The sequence below is a fragment of the Trinickia caryophylli genome (assembly GCF_034424545.1).
In the GTDB taxonomy this organism is placed as follows: Bacteria; Pseudomonadota; Gammaproteobacteria; order Burkholderiales; family Burkholderiaceae; genus Trinickia; species Trinickia caryophylli.
In genome coordinates this window covers 3919379-3936150 of the sequence record NZ_CP139970.1, presented here as the reverse complement: position 1 = coordinate 3936150, position 16772 = coordinate 3919379, and the positions used below count along the sequence as shown (strand labels likewise).

At 62.6% G+C, this 16772-nt stretch carries 17 protein-coding genes; 4 read left to right on the top strand and 13 right to left on the bottom strand.

The annotated features are described in order from the left end of the window. Nucleotides 1-268 precede the first annotated feature (268 nt). From U0034_RS17770 to U0034_RS17755, 4 genes are all read right to left on the bottom strand, one after another. Nucleotides 269-538, bottom strand: a complete 270-nt coding sequence (locus tag U0034_RS17770; protein WP_085227218.1) for a type II toxin-antitoxin system RelE family toxin — start codon at nucleotides 536-538, stop codon at nucleotides 269-271. Then, the gene (gene relB, locus U0034_RS17765; RefSeq protein WP_085227217.1) at nucleotides 522-749 is read right to left on the bottom strand and encodes a type II toxin-antitoxin system RelB family antitoxin; all 228 of its coding nucleotides are present in this window, start codon (nucleotides 747-749) and stop codon (nucleotides 522-524) included. The genes U0034_RS17770 and relB (U0034_RS17765) overlap by 17 nt, the downstream gene beginning before the upstream one ends. Nucleotides 750-880: 131 nt before the next feature. Beyond that, nucleotides 881-1885 (bottom strand): site-specific tyrosine recombinase XerC, encoded by a 1005-nt coding sequence (gene xerC, locus U0034_RS17760; protein WP_233211785.1) that lies wholly within the window; start codon nucleotides 1883-1885, stop codon nucleotides 881-883. 77 nt (nucleotides 1886-1962) lie between these two features. Then, nucleotides 1963-5034 carry a CHC2 zinc finger domain-containing protein gene (locus tag U0034_RS17755; RefSeq protein ID WP_085227215.1) on the bottom strand — a complete coding sequence of 1024 codons (3072 nt, stop codon included), beginning with the start codon at nucleotides 5032-5034 and terminating at the stop codon, nucleotides 1963-1965. A gap of 117 nt (nucleotides 5035-5151) precedes the next feature. Here U0034_RS17755 and U0034_RS17750 point away from each other — a divergent pair, with 117 nt between their 5' ends. After that, nucleotides 5152-5532: a helix-turn-helix domain-containing protein gene (locus U0034_RS17750; protein WP_085227214.1), complete on the top strand. Its 381-nt coding sequence runs from the start codon at nucleotides 5152-5154 to the stop codon at nucleotides 5530-5532. Between the two features lie 367 nt (nucleotides 5533-5899). Here U0034_RS17750 and U0034_RS17745 read toward each other — a convergent pair whose 3' ends face one another. Further along, nucleotides 5900-6109 carry a hypothetical protein gene (locus U0034_RS17745; RefSeq protein ID WP_139831143.1) on the bottom strand — a complete coding sequence of 70 codons (210 nt, stop codon included), beginning with the start codon at nucleotides 6107-6109 and terminating at the stop codon, nucleotides 5900-5902. 750 nt (nucleotides 6110-6859) lie between these two features. Here U0034_RS17745 and U0034_RS17740 point away from each other — a divergent pair. Beyond that, nucleotides 6860-7084: a SymE family type I addiction module toxin gene (locus U0034_RS17740; RefSeq protein ID WP_085227212.1), complete on the top strand. Its 225-nt coding sequence runs from the start codon at nucleotides 6860-6862 to the stop codon at nucleotides 7082-7084. A gap of 274 nt (nucleotides 7085-7358) precedes the next feature. On the opposite strand, the gene U0034_RS17735 is transcribed toward U0034_RS17740, so the two are convergent. The 7 genes from U0034_RS17735 to U0034_RS17705 form a co-directional block, all read right to left on the bottom strand. Next, nucleotides 7359-8222, bottom strand: a complete 864-nt coding sequence (locus tag U0034_RS17735) for a filamentous hemagglutinin (RefSeq protein WP_233211786.1) — start codon at nucleotides 8220-8222, stop codon at nucleotides 7359-7361. Nucleotides 8223-8325: 103 nt separating this feature from the next. Continuing rightward, nucleotides 8326-8700, bottom strand: a complete 375-nt coding sequence (locus U0034_RS17730; RefSeq protein ID WP_139831144.1) for a hypothetical protein — start codon at nucleotides 8698-8700, stop codon at nucleotides 8326-8328. Between the two features lie 17 nt (nucleotides 8701-8717). Beyond that, complete coding sequence (locus U0034_RS17725; RefSeq protein ID WP_085227219.1) at nucleotides 8718-9524, bottom strand: VENN motif pre-toxin domain-containing protein; 807 nt, start codon at nucleotides 9522-9524, stop codon at nucleotides 8718-8720. A gap of 323 nt (nucleotides 9525-9847) precedes the next feature. Beyond that, complete coding sequence (locus tag U0034_RS17720; protein WP_085227218.1) at nucleotides 9848-10117, bottom strand: type II toxin-antitoxin system RelE family toxin; 270 nt, start codon at nucleotides 10115-10117, stop codon at nucleotides 9848-9850. Further along, nucleotides 10101-10328 carry a type II toxin-antitoxin system RelB family antitoxin gene (gene relB / locus U0034_RS17715; RefSeq protein ID WP_085227217.1) on the bottom strand — a complete coding sequence of 76 codons (228 nt, stop codon included), beginning with the start codon at nucleotides 10326-10328 and terminating at the stop codon, nucleotides 10101-10103. Before relB (U0034_RS17715) ends, U0034_RS17720 begins: the two co-directional genes overlap by 17 nt. 131 nt (nucleotides 10329-10459) lie before the next feature. Then, nucleotides 10460-11464: a site-specific tyrosine recombinase XerC gene (gene xerC, locus U0034_RS17710; RefSeq protein WP_233211785.1), complete on the bottom strand. Its 1005-nt coding sequence runs from the start codon at nucleotides 11462-11464 to the stop codon at nucleotides 10460-10462. Between the two features lie 77 nt (nucleotides 11465-11541). Then, on the bottom strand, nucleotides 11542-14613 hold the full coding sequence (locus U0034_RS17705; protein WP_085227215.1) for a CHC2 zinc finger domain-containing protein: 3072 nt from the start codon (nucleotides 14611-14613) through the stop codon (nucleotides 11542-11544). Nucleotides 14614-14730: 117 nt separating this feature from the next. Between U0034_RS17705 and U0034_RS17700 the strand changes: the two genes are divergently transcribed. Continuing rightward, nucleotides 14731-15111: a helix-turn-helix domain-containing protein gene (locus tag U0034_RS17700; RefSeq protein WP_085227214.1), complete on the top strand. Its 381-nt coding sequence runs from the start codon at nucleotides 14731-14733 to the stop codon at nucleotides 15109-15111. A 367-nt stretch (nucleotides 15112-15478) separates the two neighbouring features. On the opposite strand, the gene U0034_RS17695 is transcribed toward U0034_RS17700, so the two are convergent. Beyond that, complete coding sequence (locus U0034_RS17695; RefSeq protein ID WP_139831143.1) at nucleotides 15479-15688, bottom strand: hypothetical protein; 210 nt, start codon at nucleotides 15686-15688, stop codon at nucleotides 15479-15481. Between the two features lie 750 nt (nucleotides 15689-16438). On the opposite strand from U0034_RS17695, the gene U0034_RS17690 reads away from it, so the two are divergent. Continuing rightward, entirely contained in the window at nucleotides 16439-16663 is a 225-nt protein-coding gene (locus U0034_RS17690) for a SymE family type I addiction module toxin (RefSeq protein WP_085227212.1), read from the top strand. Nucleotides 16664-16772 lie beyond the last annotated feature (109 nt).

Below are 16772 nucleotides of genomic sequence, written 5' to 3'. Positions count from 1 at the left end.
GAGGCAACCTTTGCCTGCAATGGCCCGCAAACCTAGACACGACACGGCTTTGCGGCCGGTCATCGCCTAGACGCGGTTCGGTCGGAGAGATTTTTTGCCTAGACGCGGTTTTGCGGCCTTCCGAGGCGTCCGCGAAGGAAGTTAAAGAACGATGGCGCGTAAGCGCCGACGGGCCGATTGTATCGGCCCGTCGGGGTTAGCTGGAAGGGATGGAGAGTGCCGCACAAGCGCGGCTAAGAAGGAAGCACGTCGGTCTGCAACAAGCTCGTCAGCGATACACGTCGCGTCGATTGCCCACGCGAACCACCATGATCAGCAGAGCTCCGTCCTCGATATGGCTGATCACCCGGTAATCGCCCACACGGTATTTCCAGAACTCACCCAGCCGCGAACCCTTCAGCGCTTCTCCAATGCTGCGCGGGTCCTCTAGCGGCGCCACCCTTTCGTAAAGGAATTTCAGGATGCGCCGGGTATCCTGCCGATCAAATCCATCAAGTTTCTTTTGCGCCTCTGGCGATAGCTCAATCCGCCATGCCATAACGCTTCATCACCTCTTCCAGCGGTACCGTGCGCGCACGGCCGGCACGAATCTCTTCCAGCTCGCGCTCAGCCAGGTACAGATCCTCCATGTCGTCCAAATGCTCCACGATTGCCTCGCGGATGTAAAACGTCTTGCTGCGCCCAGTCAGGCTCGCCAGCTGGCTCAGCCGGCTTTCCACCTCTTCGGGCAAACGAATCGAGATAGCCATCGTTCCCTCTTTTCATAACACTTGCGATACAAGTATCGCACACTTCGGCCTATGCCGCCGACTTCTTTCAACCGGTCCAGTTCGGGCCACCAAACGTCACCTTTCGCCACGCACAGCCCCCGGCCACAGCCTTATGGGACGGGCTCTTCATCCGCCTCCGCATCCAATGCAGCGAACAGGTCACTTGCCGTCACCTTTCGCTCTTCAACCCCATCACGGCCGGGCGAAACGCTTCGCTCCAATCGCGCCGGGTGCGTAGCCGAATGGATATCCTTCAGCGCCCGAATGCTCACCCGCGTGTAGACCTGCGTCGTCTTGATGTCCGCGTGACCCAGCATCGCCTGGATGAACCGCACGTCCGCCCCGTTCTCCAACATCTGTGTCGCCATCGCGTGCCGAAACAGGTGGCAACTGCCGATGTTGCCCAGCCCCGCCGCTCGCACGCAATTGCGCACCATCTGCGTCATCCGGTTATCCGAGAACGCTTGGCCCGTTACCGTTAGGAACAGCGTGCCGTCGTCGCCCGCGATCGCCAGCTCCGGGCGCACCTCGTCGCGGTACCGGGCCACCCACGCCAGCGCTCGATCGCCGATCGGAATCATCCGATCTTTCTTGCCCTTGCCCTGCCGGACCATCAGCGTGCCGCGCTCGTAATCGACGTCGCGCTGCTGCAGCCCGATGATCTCCATCCGCCGAATCCCCGTGCTGTACAGCGTCTCCAGCATCGCCCGATCGCGCACGCCCAGCGCCGTCGTCGTGTCGGGCAGGTTCAACACCCGCTCGACCTCCTCGATCGTCAGCACGTGCTTCGGTAGGCGCTCTTCCACCTTCGGCAGATCCAGATCGGCCGCCGGGTTGTACAAGACCCGGTTGTTACGCGTGAGCCACCGGAACCACTTCCTGATCGGCGTCACCCGCGAAGCCTGCGTCGTCGCCGACAGCGGCGCACCGTTCTTTTTGCGCTTCAGGAACAGGTGCCGCTGATAGCGCTCCAGGATCGGCCGCGTTATCTCCGCCGGCCGCGTCAAGCCTCGCTCGTCGCACCAGCTCACGAAGTACCGCAGATACAGCTCCCAATGCTTGAGCGTATGCCGCGACGTGTTGCGCTCCTCCAGCCACATCAGGAAGTCCATCATCTGCCGATACAAGCTCAGCGGATCGTGCGCCGGCCCGATCGGCGGATACGGCTCGCGCCGTCCAAGGTTCGGCATCGTTAGGACGGCTCAACAACTGCGGATAAAGAGAGGATGCCGCCGTCGGAGTTAACCGCACTTCGCGCAGGCCCGACCGGATCGACGGCTTCGCCTTGTTCGGTATGGCTTTGCGGCCTCTCAACCGCATCCGACCGACCACCGACCATGGCCCGACCAGAGCCCGACCGATCATCGCTCGGTCCCGACCGCGTGCCGCCGTCTGCAAGGGCAGTCGGGTCGATCAGCCCGCACAGATGCGCCCGGCCATCGTCCTCGCCGCCGTATAGCAACTCATACTCGAACACGCCGTTGCGTCCGCGGTGCGCGATCACATACTCGAGCTCGACCAAGCGCGACAGATGGATTTTCAGTTGCGTATCGCCCCAGCGTGTCGCCGTGCGTACCTCGCGCCGTGTAAAGCGAAGCGCTTCACGCGTCTCGTCTCGGGCCTCGCACTCATGCCTCACCCAATCCACCAACAACGTCACCAAGCGCCGCGTCTGCGGCGGCAGCTCATCGAGCGTGCGGCCCAGCACGTCATGCGCGATACGGTTCGCCAGCGCAATGTCCTCGCGCGTCACCTCGATGTATTCGATGCTCTGGCCTCGATGCTCGACCCGCTTCACCTCGCGCTGATGCTGGTGCAGCAGCGCAATCGAGCGGATCAGCGTCAGGTATTTCACGTGATCGCGCCGCGTTCTCGTCTTGTCGTCCAAGAACGTCAGCCGATGCGCGTACGGATTGACCACGTGTATGGGCTTCAAGAGCCGCTGTGCGTTGCGGTGCAACGTCGTAATCGCCTCGCGGTCCGCCTCGGCCAGCAGCCCCTCCAGCGTCTGCGCCGCACGCTGACGCGCGTGGATTGCTCGCGTCTGCTCGCGCGTCTCGTTGATCGTCAGCACCAGACATCGATTGAGCAATTCTTCGTCGACGTCGATCGCCGTCGTCGTGAGCATCAGCATCACCGGGCCTTTCACGCGGTATTGCTTCGTCACCAAGTTACCCGTCGTCTCGTCCTTGCCCGTCGAAGCAATCGTCAGCTCGCCGTCGCTTTGCAAGAGTTTCAAAGCATACGCGGCCTGCCGCACACCCTCTTCCTCGGCGATCGCCAGGATCTTGTGCTGCAAGTCCGTCTCGCCCAGATAGAACAGGCTCTGCCCCGTCATCGCGCTGTACTGGATCCGCTCTTCGTCGGGCATCAGGTTCAACACCGCGTCCATCAGCGAGCTCTTACCGGCCGCGCTCGTCGACTGGATCAGGATCGCCAGCGGCGCATCGAGCTTGCGCGAGACCGCCGCGAGGTAGCCCGCCAGCAGATTCGTCGACTCGCCCACAATCCCACAGCGCTCCATGTCTTCGACGATGCGCTCGATCAGATTCGGGGCCTTCAGCAACTCCAACGCCGCGCGCTGCTGCGCCTCGTCGATCGGCGGGGCCGCATCCTTCGGCGCGAGGGCGGCCGTGATCGCCTCATCCTGCAACGTCTCGAGTTTCAATAGCACGCGCCCGAGATCTCGCTTGACCGTATCGCCTTGCGTGCCGAGCTCGGCAGCGGCCATCTTGATGAACGCCGCACGCTGCTTCGCGCTATACACGTCTAGCGTGTCGACGTGATAGCCCGCCTCGCTCCTGACTTGCACATTCACGCGCATCTGGTCCGGACCGAGGTTCTTTTGCCAACCACGCACCCGCCAATGCCGATCGCCGAAGCTCAGCAGCAGCTCGCCAGCGGCCCCCTCCGTTGCCGTCGGCTCTTCGACAGGCAGCGCCGGCGCCGTGGCCGGCACGGGCGCCAGCGATACATCAGGCTCGGTTGTAGCGGCTAAAGAAGGAGCGGTCGGGCTCGGTTCCGGCGTCGGCTCAACGGCGAGCGTGGCCGGCGTCGGCAACGTCTGCTCTGCCGGCACCGCTTCTTCTTTAGTCGCCAACTCGGGCGTGTGAGGCACCGTCACAGCTACGCTTGGCCCCTTGCCTTTGCCCAGCCACTGCGACTGTTGCAGCATCACGCCCAGGCTCTTGGGCGCCGGCAGTACCTTGCGCGCGTAATCGTTCGCGTCCATCCCCTTCGGAAACAGCACCCGGAAGCATTCGATGCTCGATTCCAGCATCTGCGTCGCGAGTTTCTCAGCCGCGGCATTGCCCGACTCGTCACGGTCATACGCGATCAATACCCGGCGCGTGCCGTGGCGCTTGAGCGCGGCCCAATGGTCCTCGGTGAACCCATTGACCCCATACGCCGCGATCACGTTGCGATAGCCCGCGCACCAGAACGTCATCGCGTCGATTAACGCCTCGCACACGATGATTTCCTTGTGCGCCACCAGCGCCGACGCATTCCACACCCCGCGCAGCGGCGCGCCAAGGTACAAGTGCCTCACGTCGTTGCGGCCCAGCTTCGCATCGGCCGTGCGCCGTCCGTACAGTTGCCACACTCGGCCGCGGTCGTCCTCGTCCTCGCCGATGATCGGCACGACGATGCACCCGCCCAAGTGCTCAAAGCCCGTCGAGCGCGTCACCCCCACCCGCTGCAGCTGCTCGCGCACCGCCTTGCCCGCCACGGTGTATTTTTTCGGGAGCTGGTAGGCCAGCGTCGAATTCGCATGCCCGAGCTTGAACCGATCGATCAGCTCCGGATGCATCAAGCCGCGCTCCGTCAGATACGCCTGGCCTTGCGGGCTCTCCTTGAGCGTCCCATGGTAGTAGCCCACCACCCGCGCTAGCAGCGCTTGATCATCGACCTGCGGCTCGAGCGCCGACGGCAGCGGTTGCGCCTGCGTCTTCACCAAACCCACCCGCATCCCATCGAGCGGCGCGTCCTGCTTGAGCAACTGCACCGCGTGCGGCAACGACACTCCTTGCGTTTTCATCACCCAATCGAGCACCGAGCCGGCCGCGCCGCACCCGAAGCAGTGGTACAGGTTCTTCGATTCCGTCACCACCAGGCTCGGCGACACATCGTCATGGAACGGGCAACGCATCACCCAATCCTTGCCCCGGCGCATCAGGTCGTGCCCCTGGCCCTCGATTAGGCGTTTTAGCGACACCTCGCTCTTGAGCCGATCGAGCTCTTCCTTTGCGATCGCCTTCGGCATCGTCTTCCCGGCCTCCGCTAAAAACCTGTCAAGAGGGTTAGAGTAAAAAAACTGCGTTGCAGAGTACTCTGTTTACGAGTATTGTCAAGCCTACTTTCCGAAACCAGGGTTATCGTCATGGCTCTCATCACCTCGCTAATCATCGGCGTGAAGACCAAGGACGAGCAGCTTTTCAAGGAACTGGGTGCGCGCATCGCACAGGCGCGCAAGGCCCGCGGACTCACCCAGGTGCAACTGTCCGAGCAACTGGGCATTGCACAGCAGACCCTCGCGCATTACGAGGGCGGTCGTCTGCGTCTGCCTGTTCCCACGTTGCTCGCCCTCGCCACGGAGCTGAAGGTCAGCGTCACCGAACTCATCGGCGAGTCCGCCGCTCTTCCGCACAAGCCCGGCCCGGTTTCTCGACTGCAACGGCAAGTCGAGCAGATCAGTCGTTTGCCTCGCTCCAAGCAGAAGCTCGCCTCCGACCTGCTCGATACCGTGCTCGCTCAGGGCTAATCGACCGCATCTCGATTTAGCCCCCATGCACCCCACCGCAACGCTGGGGTTGGGGACGCTTTTCTTCTTCTCTTTAAACCCTTCCCTCTCCCGCCCGGTTTGACGGCGGCCGTAGGCCGACGGCAAACCGGGCGGAACTTGGGCGCCTGCAGACCAACGCAGATAACCGTCAGACGCCCCACCGAGTTCGAACCCGTCAAGGCCGCGCATCGCGCGCCCGGAGGGCTTGGCCTTGACGGCCGTCGGTTCTCCACGCTCGGCACCGCGGTGCAAGACGACTCGGCGGCTTGCACCGCATGCCAAACCGCGCTTTTGCGTTGCGCGCACCCGCGCGCAACGGGCCGGCACCGCCGGCCCTAACCGGTGCTCAGAAGTACCGCTCAGGATTGGTCACTCTCACGAAGTAGCTCCACGCGTACGCCTGAACCACGCCGAGCGCCGTATCGCTCGGCTCCTGCTTGCCTTCGTACACGGCCAGCACATCCCTCATGAAGCACCTCAGCACCGCCTCCGCCGTGGTCTTTTCCTGATCGCAGAACGCAACAAACTCCGGCAGCATCTCGACCTTCATTTCCATCGCTTCGCTCCTTGCTGTTCGCCCGGCGCGACACTCGCGCTGTTGGCCCAACCCAGCCAGCGCCGCGCGCAGGCGCGTCAAGGGCGGGCGCAGCCCGGCGAAGCGAACCCTTGACGCGACGAGCACGGCGCTAAACTTGGCGGGACAGCAGCGTGAGTCCCACTGACTCAGGCAGCAGGTGGGGAGCCCCTTGGGGGCGGGCGGGGCACATCTCTCTTTCCGGCCGCAACGCGGCCCCTGGCTTTTCTCTTTGCGCGCCAGCGCCATGCTCGGATTCTTTCGTACTCCTCATCGTCGGCCGCGCATGCGGCCCTGGCATATTCATGCGCGCACCGCGCGCGTAACTCGGGCCGGGGGCGCCAGACATAAAGCAAATTAGCAACGGCCGAAGGGCTGCCCGCGGCAGCTCTTGTGAACCGCTGGGCAGCCCTTCGGCCGTTGCTAATTTCAAAGCTTTATGTTCAATCGGCTGATGACCGGCAGCCCGCAGGGATGACGGGCAGCAGACGATTTACCCCCGGCCCTTCGTGCTTCTTCGGCGCGCAGCGCCGCTGGACCTTACTGCAGATCCCTCGGCCAAGCGGCCAATGGTGAGCACCGCTCGCTCACGATACAGTCGATCACGGTCGCTCAGACCGTTCAGATCAAGGAGAACTTCAACTCATACATCGCCGTAAACGAAGCGCGGGCCGCACGGGCGGCAACCCATACGACCCGCTGACCACCATCAACTCGCACCAGGAGTCGATCATGGCTGACGCCGATCTTAAAGCATTCCACGCCCCTTCCACGCGAAGCGTCACGATTCAGGAATCCCGACGCTGGCGACCCTACGCACCTCGCCGGCGTACCAACCCGCCCCTCGTGCCCTGGCTCAAGCTCTCAGGAAGGTGGCTCGAGCACGCCGGCTTCAAACCCCGACAGCGCCTCAAGATCGAAGTCCAACACGAGCGGCTGGTGATCACGCCCGCTTGACTGCCCCCATAAGCAGCGAGCCCGGCCGAAGCCGGGTTCAGGTCGGCTCACGTGCTTGCCCTATGCAGCTTCACCTTTTGCTGCTCGAACAGCGTCCAACCAATCTTGCCATTGGGCTGGATCGTTTGTACTGCCGTCAGCCCAGACTGTTTGCGATAGGCCGCTCAACAGGGTCGCGATGTCCTCGCTTTGACAACCTCCTCTCTCGTAATAGCGATCTAAGAAGATCAACATCGCACGGAAGGCTTCTGTGATCGTCAACGAATCAGTCATTTCACTTACCCGGCCTCGTAGGTGAGGCCAACCCAGTTTGAGGATTAAACGACTTTGGCGTTTGGTTAATTCCACCGTAGCTAACCTTACCACCTCGGATACCTACCCATGTCTGGGTGCCGTCCGGATTTGTTTTCGCAGCCCACGTAGTGCCGTACTTATCCGTTCCTAAAACAGCTGATGGATCGTTCGCAACATTTTCAAGAAGCTGGCGATTCGCCGGAGTATCACTGATATGTCCATCCGAATCGCGGAAGATATGCCCCGCTCGCGAGTCGTCAATCTGAATGCGTCCGCCGCTCGTCGACGAATCTTCTCCGCTTGCTCCACTTCCCGTATTTCCGCCGTTGCCATTCGACAGCAGCGCGTTGCTCGGCGCACCGGTCGCGCCCGGAGTAGCTATCGGTGGCGTAAACACGCACCCTGCGCCGGGAGAGCAAGCTACCACCGGCGGCGTCACCACTGACCCGCCAGTCGCCGGCGGATTACCATTGTTCGCCTGCACAAGCGGGTTCGGATCCGACGGCGGCGTCTGCCCATTGTTGGCCTTCACTAGCCCCAGAAACTGGTTACCCCAACGGCCGAGGTCGCCGAGCGGATCGCCGTAGGTGTTTTGCAACCAGTTGCCGAACGCGCTCAGCAATCCGCCTTTTTTCGCAGCGTCATCCGGGTGGTCCCCGGAGTTGTTCAGCGCCTCGTTCTGGGCCGCCAGCGCACCGGCCTGCGCGTTCCGCCCTGCGAGCCCTGCGGTTACTCCTCCCAGCAGCGTCGCAAAGCCGGCCAACGCCGCTTGCTGACCCGAACTCAGTTGTGCCCCCGTCGGATCGATTGCCTTGATGAAGTCCGGCGAGAACGCCGCACTCACGGCTCCGCCAATGGCCCCATATCCAGCCCTGACGCAGCCTTGGTCCGCAACGGTCAGAAAACATAGACACGGCGAGGCTTTTCGGCACGGCACTCGCCCAAGCTTAGAGTGCGAACGTCACGGGGCAGTTTTGAGCGACCGCATCGGCAAGAAAATCGCGAAGCATCACGACCTCTGATAATAACGACTCCCTCGGTACGCTTGTTGTCAGGGGCTTGTGCTCGGCTGTCCAACGATATACGAACTCTACGTCGTGTTCGCCCAGTTCCCGCAAAGCGCGCACTCGGCGCTCCAGTTCCTCAACAACGACTCTGATTATCGGCACGTCCGCTTCGTCTTCCTCAAACTGATCGAACATCGTGCCTTGTTTGGCGTTGAGGTCAGACCAGAATTTCGATGCGAATAGCCATTCGGATAGTGGCCCCGACAGGCGTAGCTGTCCAAGCCCTTTGTTCATCGAAACCAGTGACTGCTGCATCTGCATAACCATCGCTCTCACTTGACCGGATCGGTGTTGTTGAAGTGTGTTAAGCCATTTCTTACGCCCGACGGGACACCGGTCTGTGTCGTCCTATTCGGACCGATCAGCGGAACGTTGTTCGGGACCGCGTTGCCACTCTGATCCAGATACTGACCAGCTCCATTCTGTACCCGGTAGTAGTTCCCGGCGTTGTCGTACACCACTGACATGCCGGTGGCCGGATTGGTATAGATTGTCTTTCCCGATGTCGTGTACGTCACATCGGGATTTGAGCCCACGATGTTCTGCACGGTGGCACTTAACGACCCACTTGACCAATTGCCGCTGTTCGTAGCGGCTCTTGCCGCTCCCTGCGAATTATAGACAGGCTCACTTGAGGTGCCGTTCCCCTTGGACGCATCGTTCCAATCATTCGCGCCATTTCCTGCATCAACGCCAACTGTGCTCCCACCCCCTAACCGAGGTGCGTTTCCAGTCGTGCCTTGTCGGCTCCCCATCCCCGAGCCGAGACCAACTGTACCGCCTCCCTTCAATACCGTGATCGGATCGCCTTCCGCGTCATACCCGATGATTTCCTCCCCTTCGCCGTACAGCTTGGCACGCTCCTGCGAGAGTTCCTTCTTGAGTTCCTCCTGATCCTTGTGCAGATCGTGGTTCTGCGTGCCGTTGTTAAGCGCCTCGTTCTGAGCAGCCAACGCCCCAGCTTGCGCGTCCTGCCCGGCGAGCCCCGCAGTCAATCCGCCCAGCAACGTTGCCGCGCCAACAATCACCGCACGCTGCTCGTTCGTCAGGTTGGCCGCACCGCCGGCCTGCTGAACCATGTACGCAGTCGCAACCGCACTAGCTGCTGCCCCAATGGCCCCATATCCAGCACCCGAGGCAACCTTTGCCTGCAATGGCCCGCAAACCTAGACACGACACGGCTTTGCGGCCGGTCATCGCCTAGACGCGGTTCGGTCGGAGAGATTTTTTGCCTAGACGCGGTTTTGCGGCCTTCCGAGGCGTCCGCGAAGGAAGTTAAAGAACGATGGCGCGTAAGCGCCGACGGGCCGATTGTATCGGCCCGTCGGGGTTAGCTGGAAGGGATGGAGAGTGCCGCACAAGCGCGGCTAAGAAGGAAGCACGTCGGTCTGCAACAAGCTCGTCAGCGATACACGTCGCGTCGATTGCCCACGCGAACCACCATGATCAGCAGAGCTCCGTCCTCGATATGGCTGATCACCCGGTAATCGCCCACACGGTATTTCCAGAACTCACCCAGCCGCGAACCCTTCAGCGCTTCTCCAATGCTGCGCGGGTCCTCTAGCGGCGCCACCCTTTCGTAAAGGAATTTCAGGATGCGCCGGGTATCCTGCCGATCAAATCCATCAAGTTTCTTTTGCGCCTCTGGCGATAGCTCAATCCGCCATGCCATAACGCTTCATCACCTCTTCCAGCGGTACCGTGCGCGCACGGCCGGCACGAATCTCTTCCAGCTCGCGCTCAGCCAGGTACAGATCCTCCATGTCGTCCAAATGCTCCACGATTGCCTCGCGGATGTAAAACGTCTTGCTGCGCCCAGTCAGGCTCGCCAGCTGGCTCAGCCGGCTTTCCACCTCTTCGGGCAAACGAATCGAGATAGCCATCGTTCCCTCTTTTCATAACACTTGCGATACAAGTATCGCACACTTCGGCCTATGCCGCCGACTTCTTTCAACCGGTCCAGTTCGGGCCACCAAACGTCACCTTTCGCCACGCACAGCCCCCGGCCACAGCCTTATGGGACGGGCTCTTCATCCGCCTCCGCATCCAATGCAGCGAACAGGTCACTTGCCGTCACCTTTCGCTCTTCAACCCCATCACGGCCGGGCGAAACGCTTCGCTCCAATCGCGCCGGGTGCGTAGCCGAATGGATATCCTTCAGCGCCCGAATGCTCACCCGCGTGTAGACCTGCGTCGTCTTGATGTCCGCGTGACCCAGCATCGCCTGGATGAACCGCACGTCCGCCCCGTTCTCCAACATCTGTGTCGCCATCGCGTGCCGAAACAGGTGGCAACTGCCGATGTTGCCCAGCCCCGCCGCTCGCACGCAATTGCGCACCATCTGCGTCATCCGGTTATCCGAGAACGCTTGGCCCGTTACCGTTAGGAACAGCGTGCCGTCGTCGCCCGCGATCGCCAGCTCCGGGCGCACCTCGTCGCGGTACCGGGCCACCCACGCCAGCGCTCGATCGCCGATCGGAATCATCCGATCTTTCTTGCCCTTGCCCTGCCGGACCATCAGCGTGCCGCGCTCGTAATCGACGTCGCGCTGCTGCAGCCCGATGATCTCCATCCGCCGAATCCCCGTGCTGTACAGCGTCTCCAGCATCGCCCGATCGCGCACGCCCAGCGCCGTCGTCGTGTCGGGCAGGTTCAACACCCGCTCGACCTCCTCGATCGTCAGCACGTGCTTCGGTAGGCGCTCTTCCACCTTCGGCAGATCCAGATCGGCCGCCGGGTTGTACAAGACCCGGTTGTTACGCGTGAGCCACCGGAACCACTTCCTGATCGGCGTCACCCGCGAAGCCTGCGTCGTCGCCGACAGCGGCGCACCGTTCTTTTTGCGCTTCAGGAACAGGTGCCGCTGATAGCGCTCCAGGATCGGCCGCGTTATCTCCGCCGGCCGCGTCAAGCCTCGCTCGTCGCACCAGCTCACGAAGTACCGCAGATACAGCTCCCAATGCTTGAGCGTATGCCGCGACGTGTTGCGCTCCTCCAGCCACATCAGGAAGTCCATCATCTGCCGATACAAGCTCAGCGGATCGTGCGCCGGCCCGATCGGCGGATACGGCTCGCGCCGTCCAAGGTTCGGCATCGTTAGGACGGCTCAACAACTGCGGATAAAGAGAGGATGCCGCCGTCGGAGTTAACCGCACTTCGCGCAGGCCCGACCGGATCGACGGCTTCGCCTTGTTCGGTATGGCTTTGCGGCCTCTCAACCGCATCCGACCGACCACCGACCATGGCCCGACCAGAGCCCGACCGATCATCGCTCGGTCCCGACCGCGTGCCGCCGTCTGCAAGGGCAGTCGGGTCGATCAGCCCGCACAGATGCGCCCGGCCATCGTCCTCGCCGCCGTATAGCAACTCATACTCGAACACGCCGTTGCGTCCGCGGTGCGCGATCACATACTCGAGCTCGACCAAGCGCGACAGATGGATTTTCAGTTGCGTATCGCCCCAGCGTGTCGCCGTGCGTACCTCGCGCCGTGTAAAGCGAAGCGCTTCACGCGTCTCGTCTCGGGCCTCGCACTCATGCCTCACCCAATCCACCAACAACGTCACCAAGCGCCGCGTCTGCGGCGGCAGCTCATCGAGCGTGCGGCCCAGCACGTCATGCGCGATACGGTTCGCCAGCGCAATGTCCTCGCGCGTCACCTCGATGTATTCGATGCTCTGGCCTCGATGCTCGACCCGCTTCACCTCGCGCTGATGCTGGTGCAGCAGCGCAATCGAGCGGATCAGCGTCAGGTATTTCACGTGATCGCGCCGCGTTCTCGTCTTGTCGTCCAAGAACGTCAGCCGATGCGCGTACGGATTGACCACGTGTATGGGCTTCAAGAGCCGCTGTGCGTTGCGGTGCAACGTCGTAATCGCCTCGCGGTCCGCCTCGGCCAGCAGCCCCTCCAGCGTCTGCGCCGCACGCTGACGCGCGTGGATTGCTCGCGTCTGCTCGCGCGTCTCGTTGATCGTCAGCACCAGACATCGATTGAGCAATTCTTCGTCGACGTCGATCGCCGTCGTCGTGAGCATCAGCATCACCGGGCCTTTCACGCGGTATTGCTTCGTCACCAAGTTACCCGTCGTCTCGTCCTTGCCCGTCGAAGCAATCGTCAGCTCGCCGTCGCTTTGCAAGAGTTTCAAAGCATACGCGGCCTGCCGCACACCCTCTTCCTCGGCGATCGCCAGGATCTTGTGCTGCAAGTCCGTCTCGCCCAGATAGAACAGGCTCTGCCCCGTCATCGCGCTGTACTGGATCCGCTCTTCGTCGGGCATCAGGTTCAACACCGCGTCCATCAGCGAGCTCTTACCGGCCGCGCTCGTCGACTGGATCAGGATCGCCAGCGGCGCATCGAGCTTGCGCGAGACCGCCGCGAGGTAGCCCGCCAGCAGATTCGTCGACTCGCCCACAATCCCACAGCGCTCCATGTCTTCGACGATGCGCTCGATCAGATTCGGGGCCTTCAGCAACTCCAACGCCGCGCGCTGCTGCGCCTCGTCGATCGGCGGGGCCGCATCCTTCGGCGCGAGGGCGGCCGTGATCGCCTCATCCTGCAACGTCTCGAGTTTCAATAGCACGCGCCCGAGATCTCGCTTGACCGTATCGCCTTGCGTGCCGAGCTCGGCAGCGGCCATCTTGATGAACGCCGCACGCTGCTTCGCGCTATACACGTCTAGCGTGTCGACGTGATAGCCCGCCTCGCTCCTGACTTGCACATTCACGCGCATCTGGTCCGGACCGAGGTTCTTTTGCCAACCACGCACCCGCCAATGCCGATCGCCGAAGCTCAGCAGCAGCTCGCCAGCGGCCCCCTCCGTTGCCGTCGGCTCTTCGACAGGCAGCGCCGGCGCCGTGGCCGGCACGGGCGCCAGCGATACATCAGGCTCGGTTGTAGCGGCTAAAGAAGGAGCGGTCGGGCTCGGTTCCGGCGTCGGCTCAACGGCGAGCGTGGCCGGCGTCGGCAACGTCTGCTCTGCCGGCACCGCTTCTTCTTTAGTCGCCAACTCGGGCGTGTGAGGCACCGTCACAGCTACGCTTGGCCCCTTGCCTTTGCCCAGCCACTGCGACTGTTGCAGCATCACGCCCAGGCTCTTGGGCGCCGGCAGTACCTTGCGCGCGTAATCGTTCGCGTCCATCCCCTTCGGAAACAGCACCCGGAAGCATTCGATGCTCGATTCCAGCATCTGCGTCGCGAGTTTCTCAGCCGCGGCATTGCCCGACTCGTCACGGTCATACGCGATCAATACCCGGCGCGTGCCGTGGCGCTTGAGCGCGGCCCAATGGTCCTCGGTGAACCCATTGACCCCATACGCCGCGATCACGTTGCGATAGCCCGCGCACCAGAACGTCATCGCGTCGATTAACGCCTCGCACACGATGATTTCCTTGTGCGCCACCAGCGCCGACGCATTCCACACCCCGCGCAGCGGCGCGCCAAGGTACAAGTGCCTCACGTCGTTGCGGCCCAGCTTCGCATCGGCCGTGCGCCGTCCGTACAGTTGCCACACTCGGCCGCGGTCGTCCTCGTCCTCGCCGATGATCGGCACGACGATGCACCCGCCCAAGTGCTCAAAGCCCGTCGAGCGCGTCACCCCCACCCGCTGCAGCTGCTCGCGCACCGCCTTGCCCGCCACGGTGTATTTTTTCGGGAGCTGGTAGGCCAGCGTCGAATTCGCATGCCCGAGCTTGAACCGATCGATCAGCTCCGGATGCATCAAGCCGCGCTCCGTCAGATACGCCTGGCCTTGCGGGCTCTCCTTGAGCGTCCCATGGTAGTAGCCCACCACCCGCGCTAGCAGCGCTTGATCATCGACCTGCGGCTCGAGCGCCGACGGCAGCGGTTGCGCCTGCGTCTTCACCAAACCCACCCGCATCCCATCGAGCGGCGCGTCCTGCTTGAGCAACTGCACCGCGTGCGGCAACGACACTCCTTGCGTTTTCATCACCCAATCGAGCACCGAGCCGGCCGCGCCGCACCCGAAGCAGTGGTACAGGTTCTTCGATTCCGTCACCACCAGGCTCGGCGACACATCGTCATGGAACGGGCAACGCATCACCCAATCCTTGCCCCGGCGCATCAGGTCGTGCCCCTGGCCCTCGATTAGGCGTTTTAGCGACACCTCGCTCTTGAGCCGATCGAGCTCTTCCTTTGCGATCGCCTTCGGCATCGTCTTCCCGGCCTCCGCTAAAAACCTGTCAAGAGGGTTAGAGTAAAAAAACTGCGTTGCAGAGTACTCTGTTTACGAGTATTGTCAAGCCTACTTTCCGAAACCAGGGTTATCGTCATGGCTCTCATCACCTCGCTAATCATCGGCGTGAAGACCAAGGACGAGCAGCTTTTCAAGGAACTGGGTGCGCGCATCGCACAGGCGCGCAAGGCCCGCGGACTCACCCAGGTGCAACTGTCCGAGCAACTGGGCATTGCACAGCAGACCCTCGCGCATTACGAGGGCGGTCGTCTGCGTCTGCCTGTTCCCACGTTGCTCGCCCTCGCCACGGAGCTGAAGGTCAGCGTCACCGAACTCATCGGCGAGTCCGCCGCTCTTCCGCACAAGCCCGGCCCGGTTTCTCGACTGCAACGGCAAGTCGAGCAGATCAGTCGTTTGCCTCGCTCCAAGCAGAAGCTCGCCTCCGACCTGCTCGATACCGTGCTCGCTCAGGGCTAATCGACCGCATCTCGATTTAGCCCCCATGCACCCCACCGCAACGCTGGGGTTGGGGACGCTTTTCTTCTTCTCTTTAAACCCTTCCCTCTCCCGCCCGGTTTGACGGCGGCCGTAGGCCGACGGCAAACCGGGCGGAACTTGGGCGCCTGCAGACCAACGCAGATAACCGTCAGACGCCCCACCGAGTTCGAACCCGTCAAGGCCGCGCATCGCGCGCCCGGAGGGCTTGGCCTTGACGGCCGTCGGTTCTCCACGCTCGGCACCGCGGTGCAAGACGACTCGGCGGCTTGCACCGCATGCCAAACCGCGCTTTTGCGTTGCGCGCACCCGCGCGCAACGGGCCGGCACCGCCGGCCCTAACCGGTGCTCAGAAGTACCGCTCAGGATTGGTCACTCTCACGAAGTAGCTCCACGCGTACGCCTGAACCACGCCGAGCGCCGTATCGCTCGGCTCCTGCTTGCCTTCGTACACGGCCAGCACATCCCTCATGAAGCACCTCAGCACCGCCTCCGCCGTGGTCTTTTCCTGATCGCAGAACGCAACAAACTCCGGCAGCATCTCGACCTTCATTTCCATCGCTTCGCTCCTTGCTGTTCGCCCGGCGCGACACTCGCGCTGTTGGCCCAACCCAGCCAGCGCCGCGCGCAGGCGCGTCAAGGGCGGGCGCAGCCCGGCGAAGCGAACCCTTGACGCGACGAGCACGGCGCTAAACTTGGCGGGACAGCAGCGTGAGTCCCACTGACTCAGGCAGCAGGTGGGGAGCCCCTTGGGGGCGGGCGGGGCACATCTCTCTTTCCGGCCGCAACGCGGCCCCTGGCTTTTCTCTTTGCGCGCCAGCGCCATGCTCGGATTCTTTCGTACTCCTCATCGTCGGCCGCGCATGCGGCCCTGGCATATTCATGCGCGCACCGCGCGCGTAACTCGGGCCGGGGGCGCCAGACATAAAGCAAATTAGCAACGGCCGAAGGGCTGCCCGCGGCAGCTCTTGTGAACCGCTGGGCAGCCCTTCGGCCGTTGCTAATTTCAAAGCTTTATGTTCAATCGGCTGATGACCGGCAGCCCGCAGGGATGACGGGCAGCAGACGATTTACCCCCGGCCCTTCGTGCTTCTTCGGCGCGCAGCGCCGCTGGACCTTACTGCAGATCCCTCGGCCAAGCGGCCAATGGTGAGCACCGCTCGCTCACGATACAGTCGATCACGGTCGCTCAGACCGTTCAGATCAAGGAGAACTTCAACTCATACATCGCCGTAAACGAAGCGCGGGCCGCACGGGCGGCAACCCATACGACCCGCTGACCACCATCAACTCGCACCAGGAGTCGATCATGGCTGACGCCGATCTTAAAGCATTCCACGCCCCTTCCACGCGAAGCGTCACGATTCAGGAATCCCGACGCTGGCGACCCTACGCACCTCGCCGGCGTACCAACCCGCCCCTCGTGCCCTGGCTCAAGCTCTCAGGAAGGTGGCTCGAGCACGCCGGCTTCAAACCCCGACAGCGCCTCAAGATCGAAGTCCAACACGAGCGGCTGGTGATCACGCCCGCTTGACTGCCCCCATAAGCAGCGAGCCCGGCCGAAGCCGGGTTCAGGTCGGCTCACGTGCTTGCCCTATGCAGCTTCACCTTTTGCTGCTCGAACAGCGTCCAACCAATCTTGC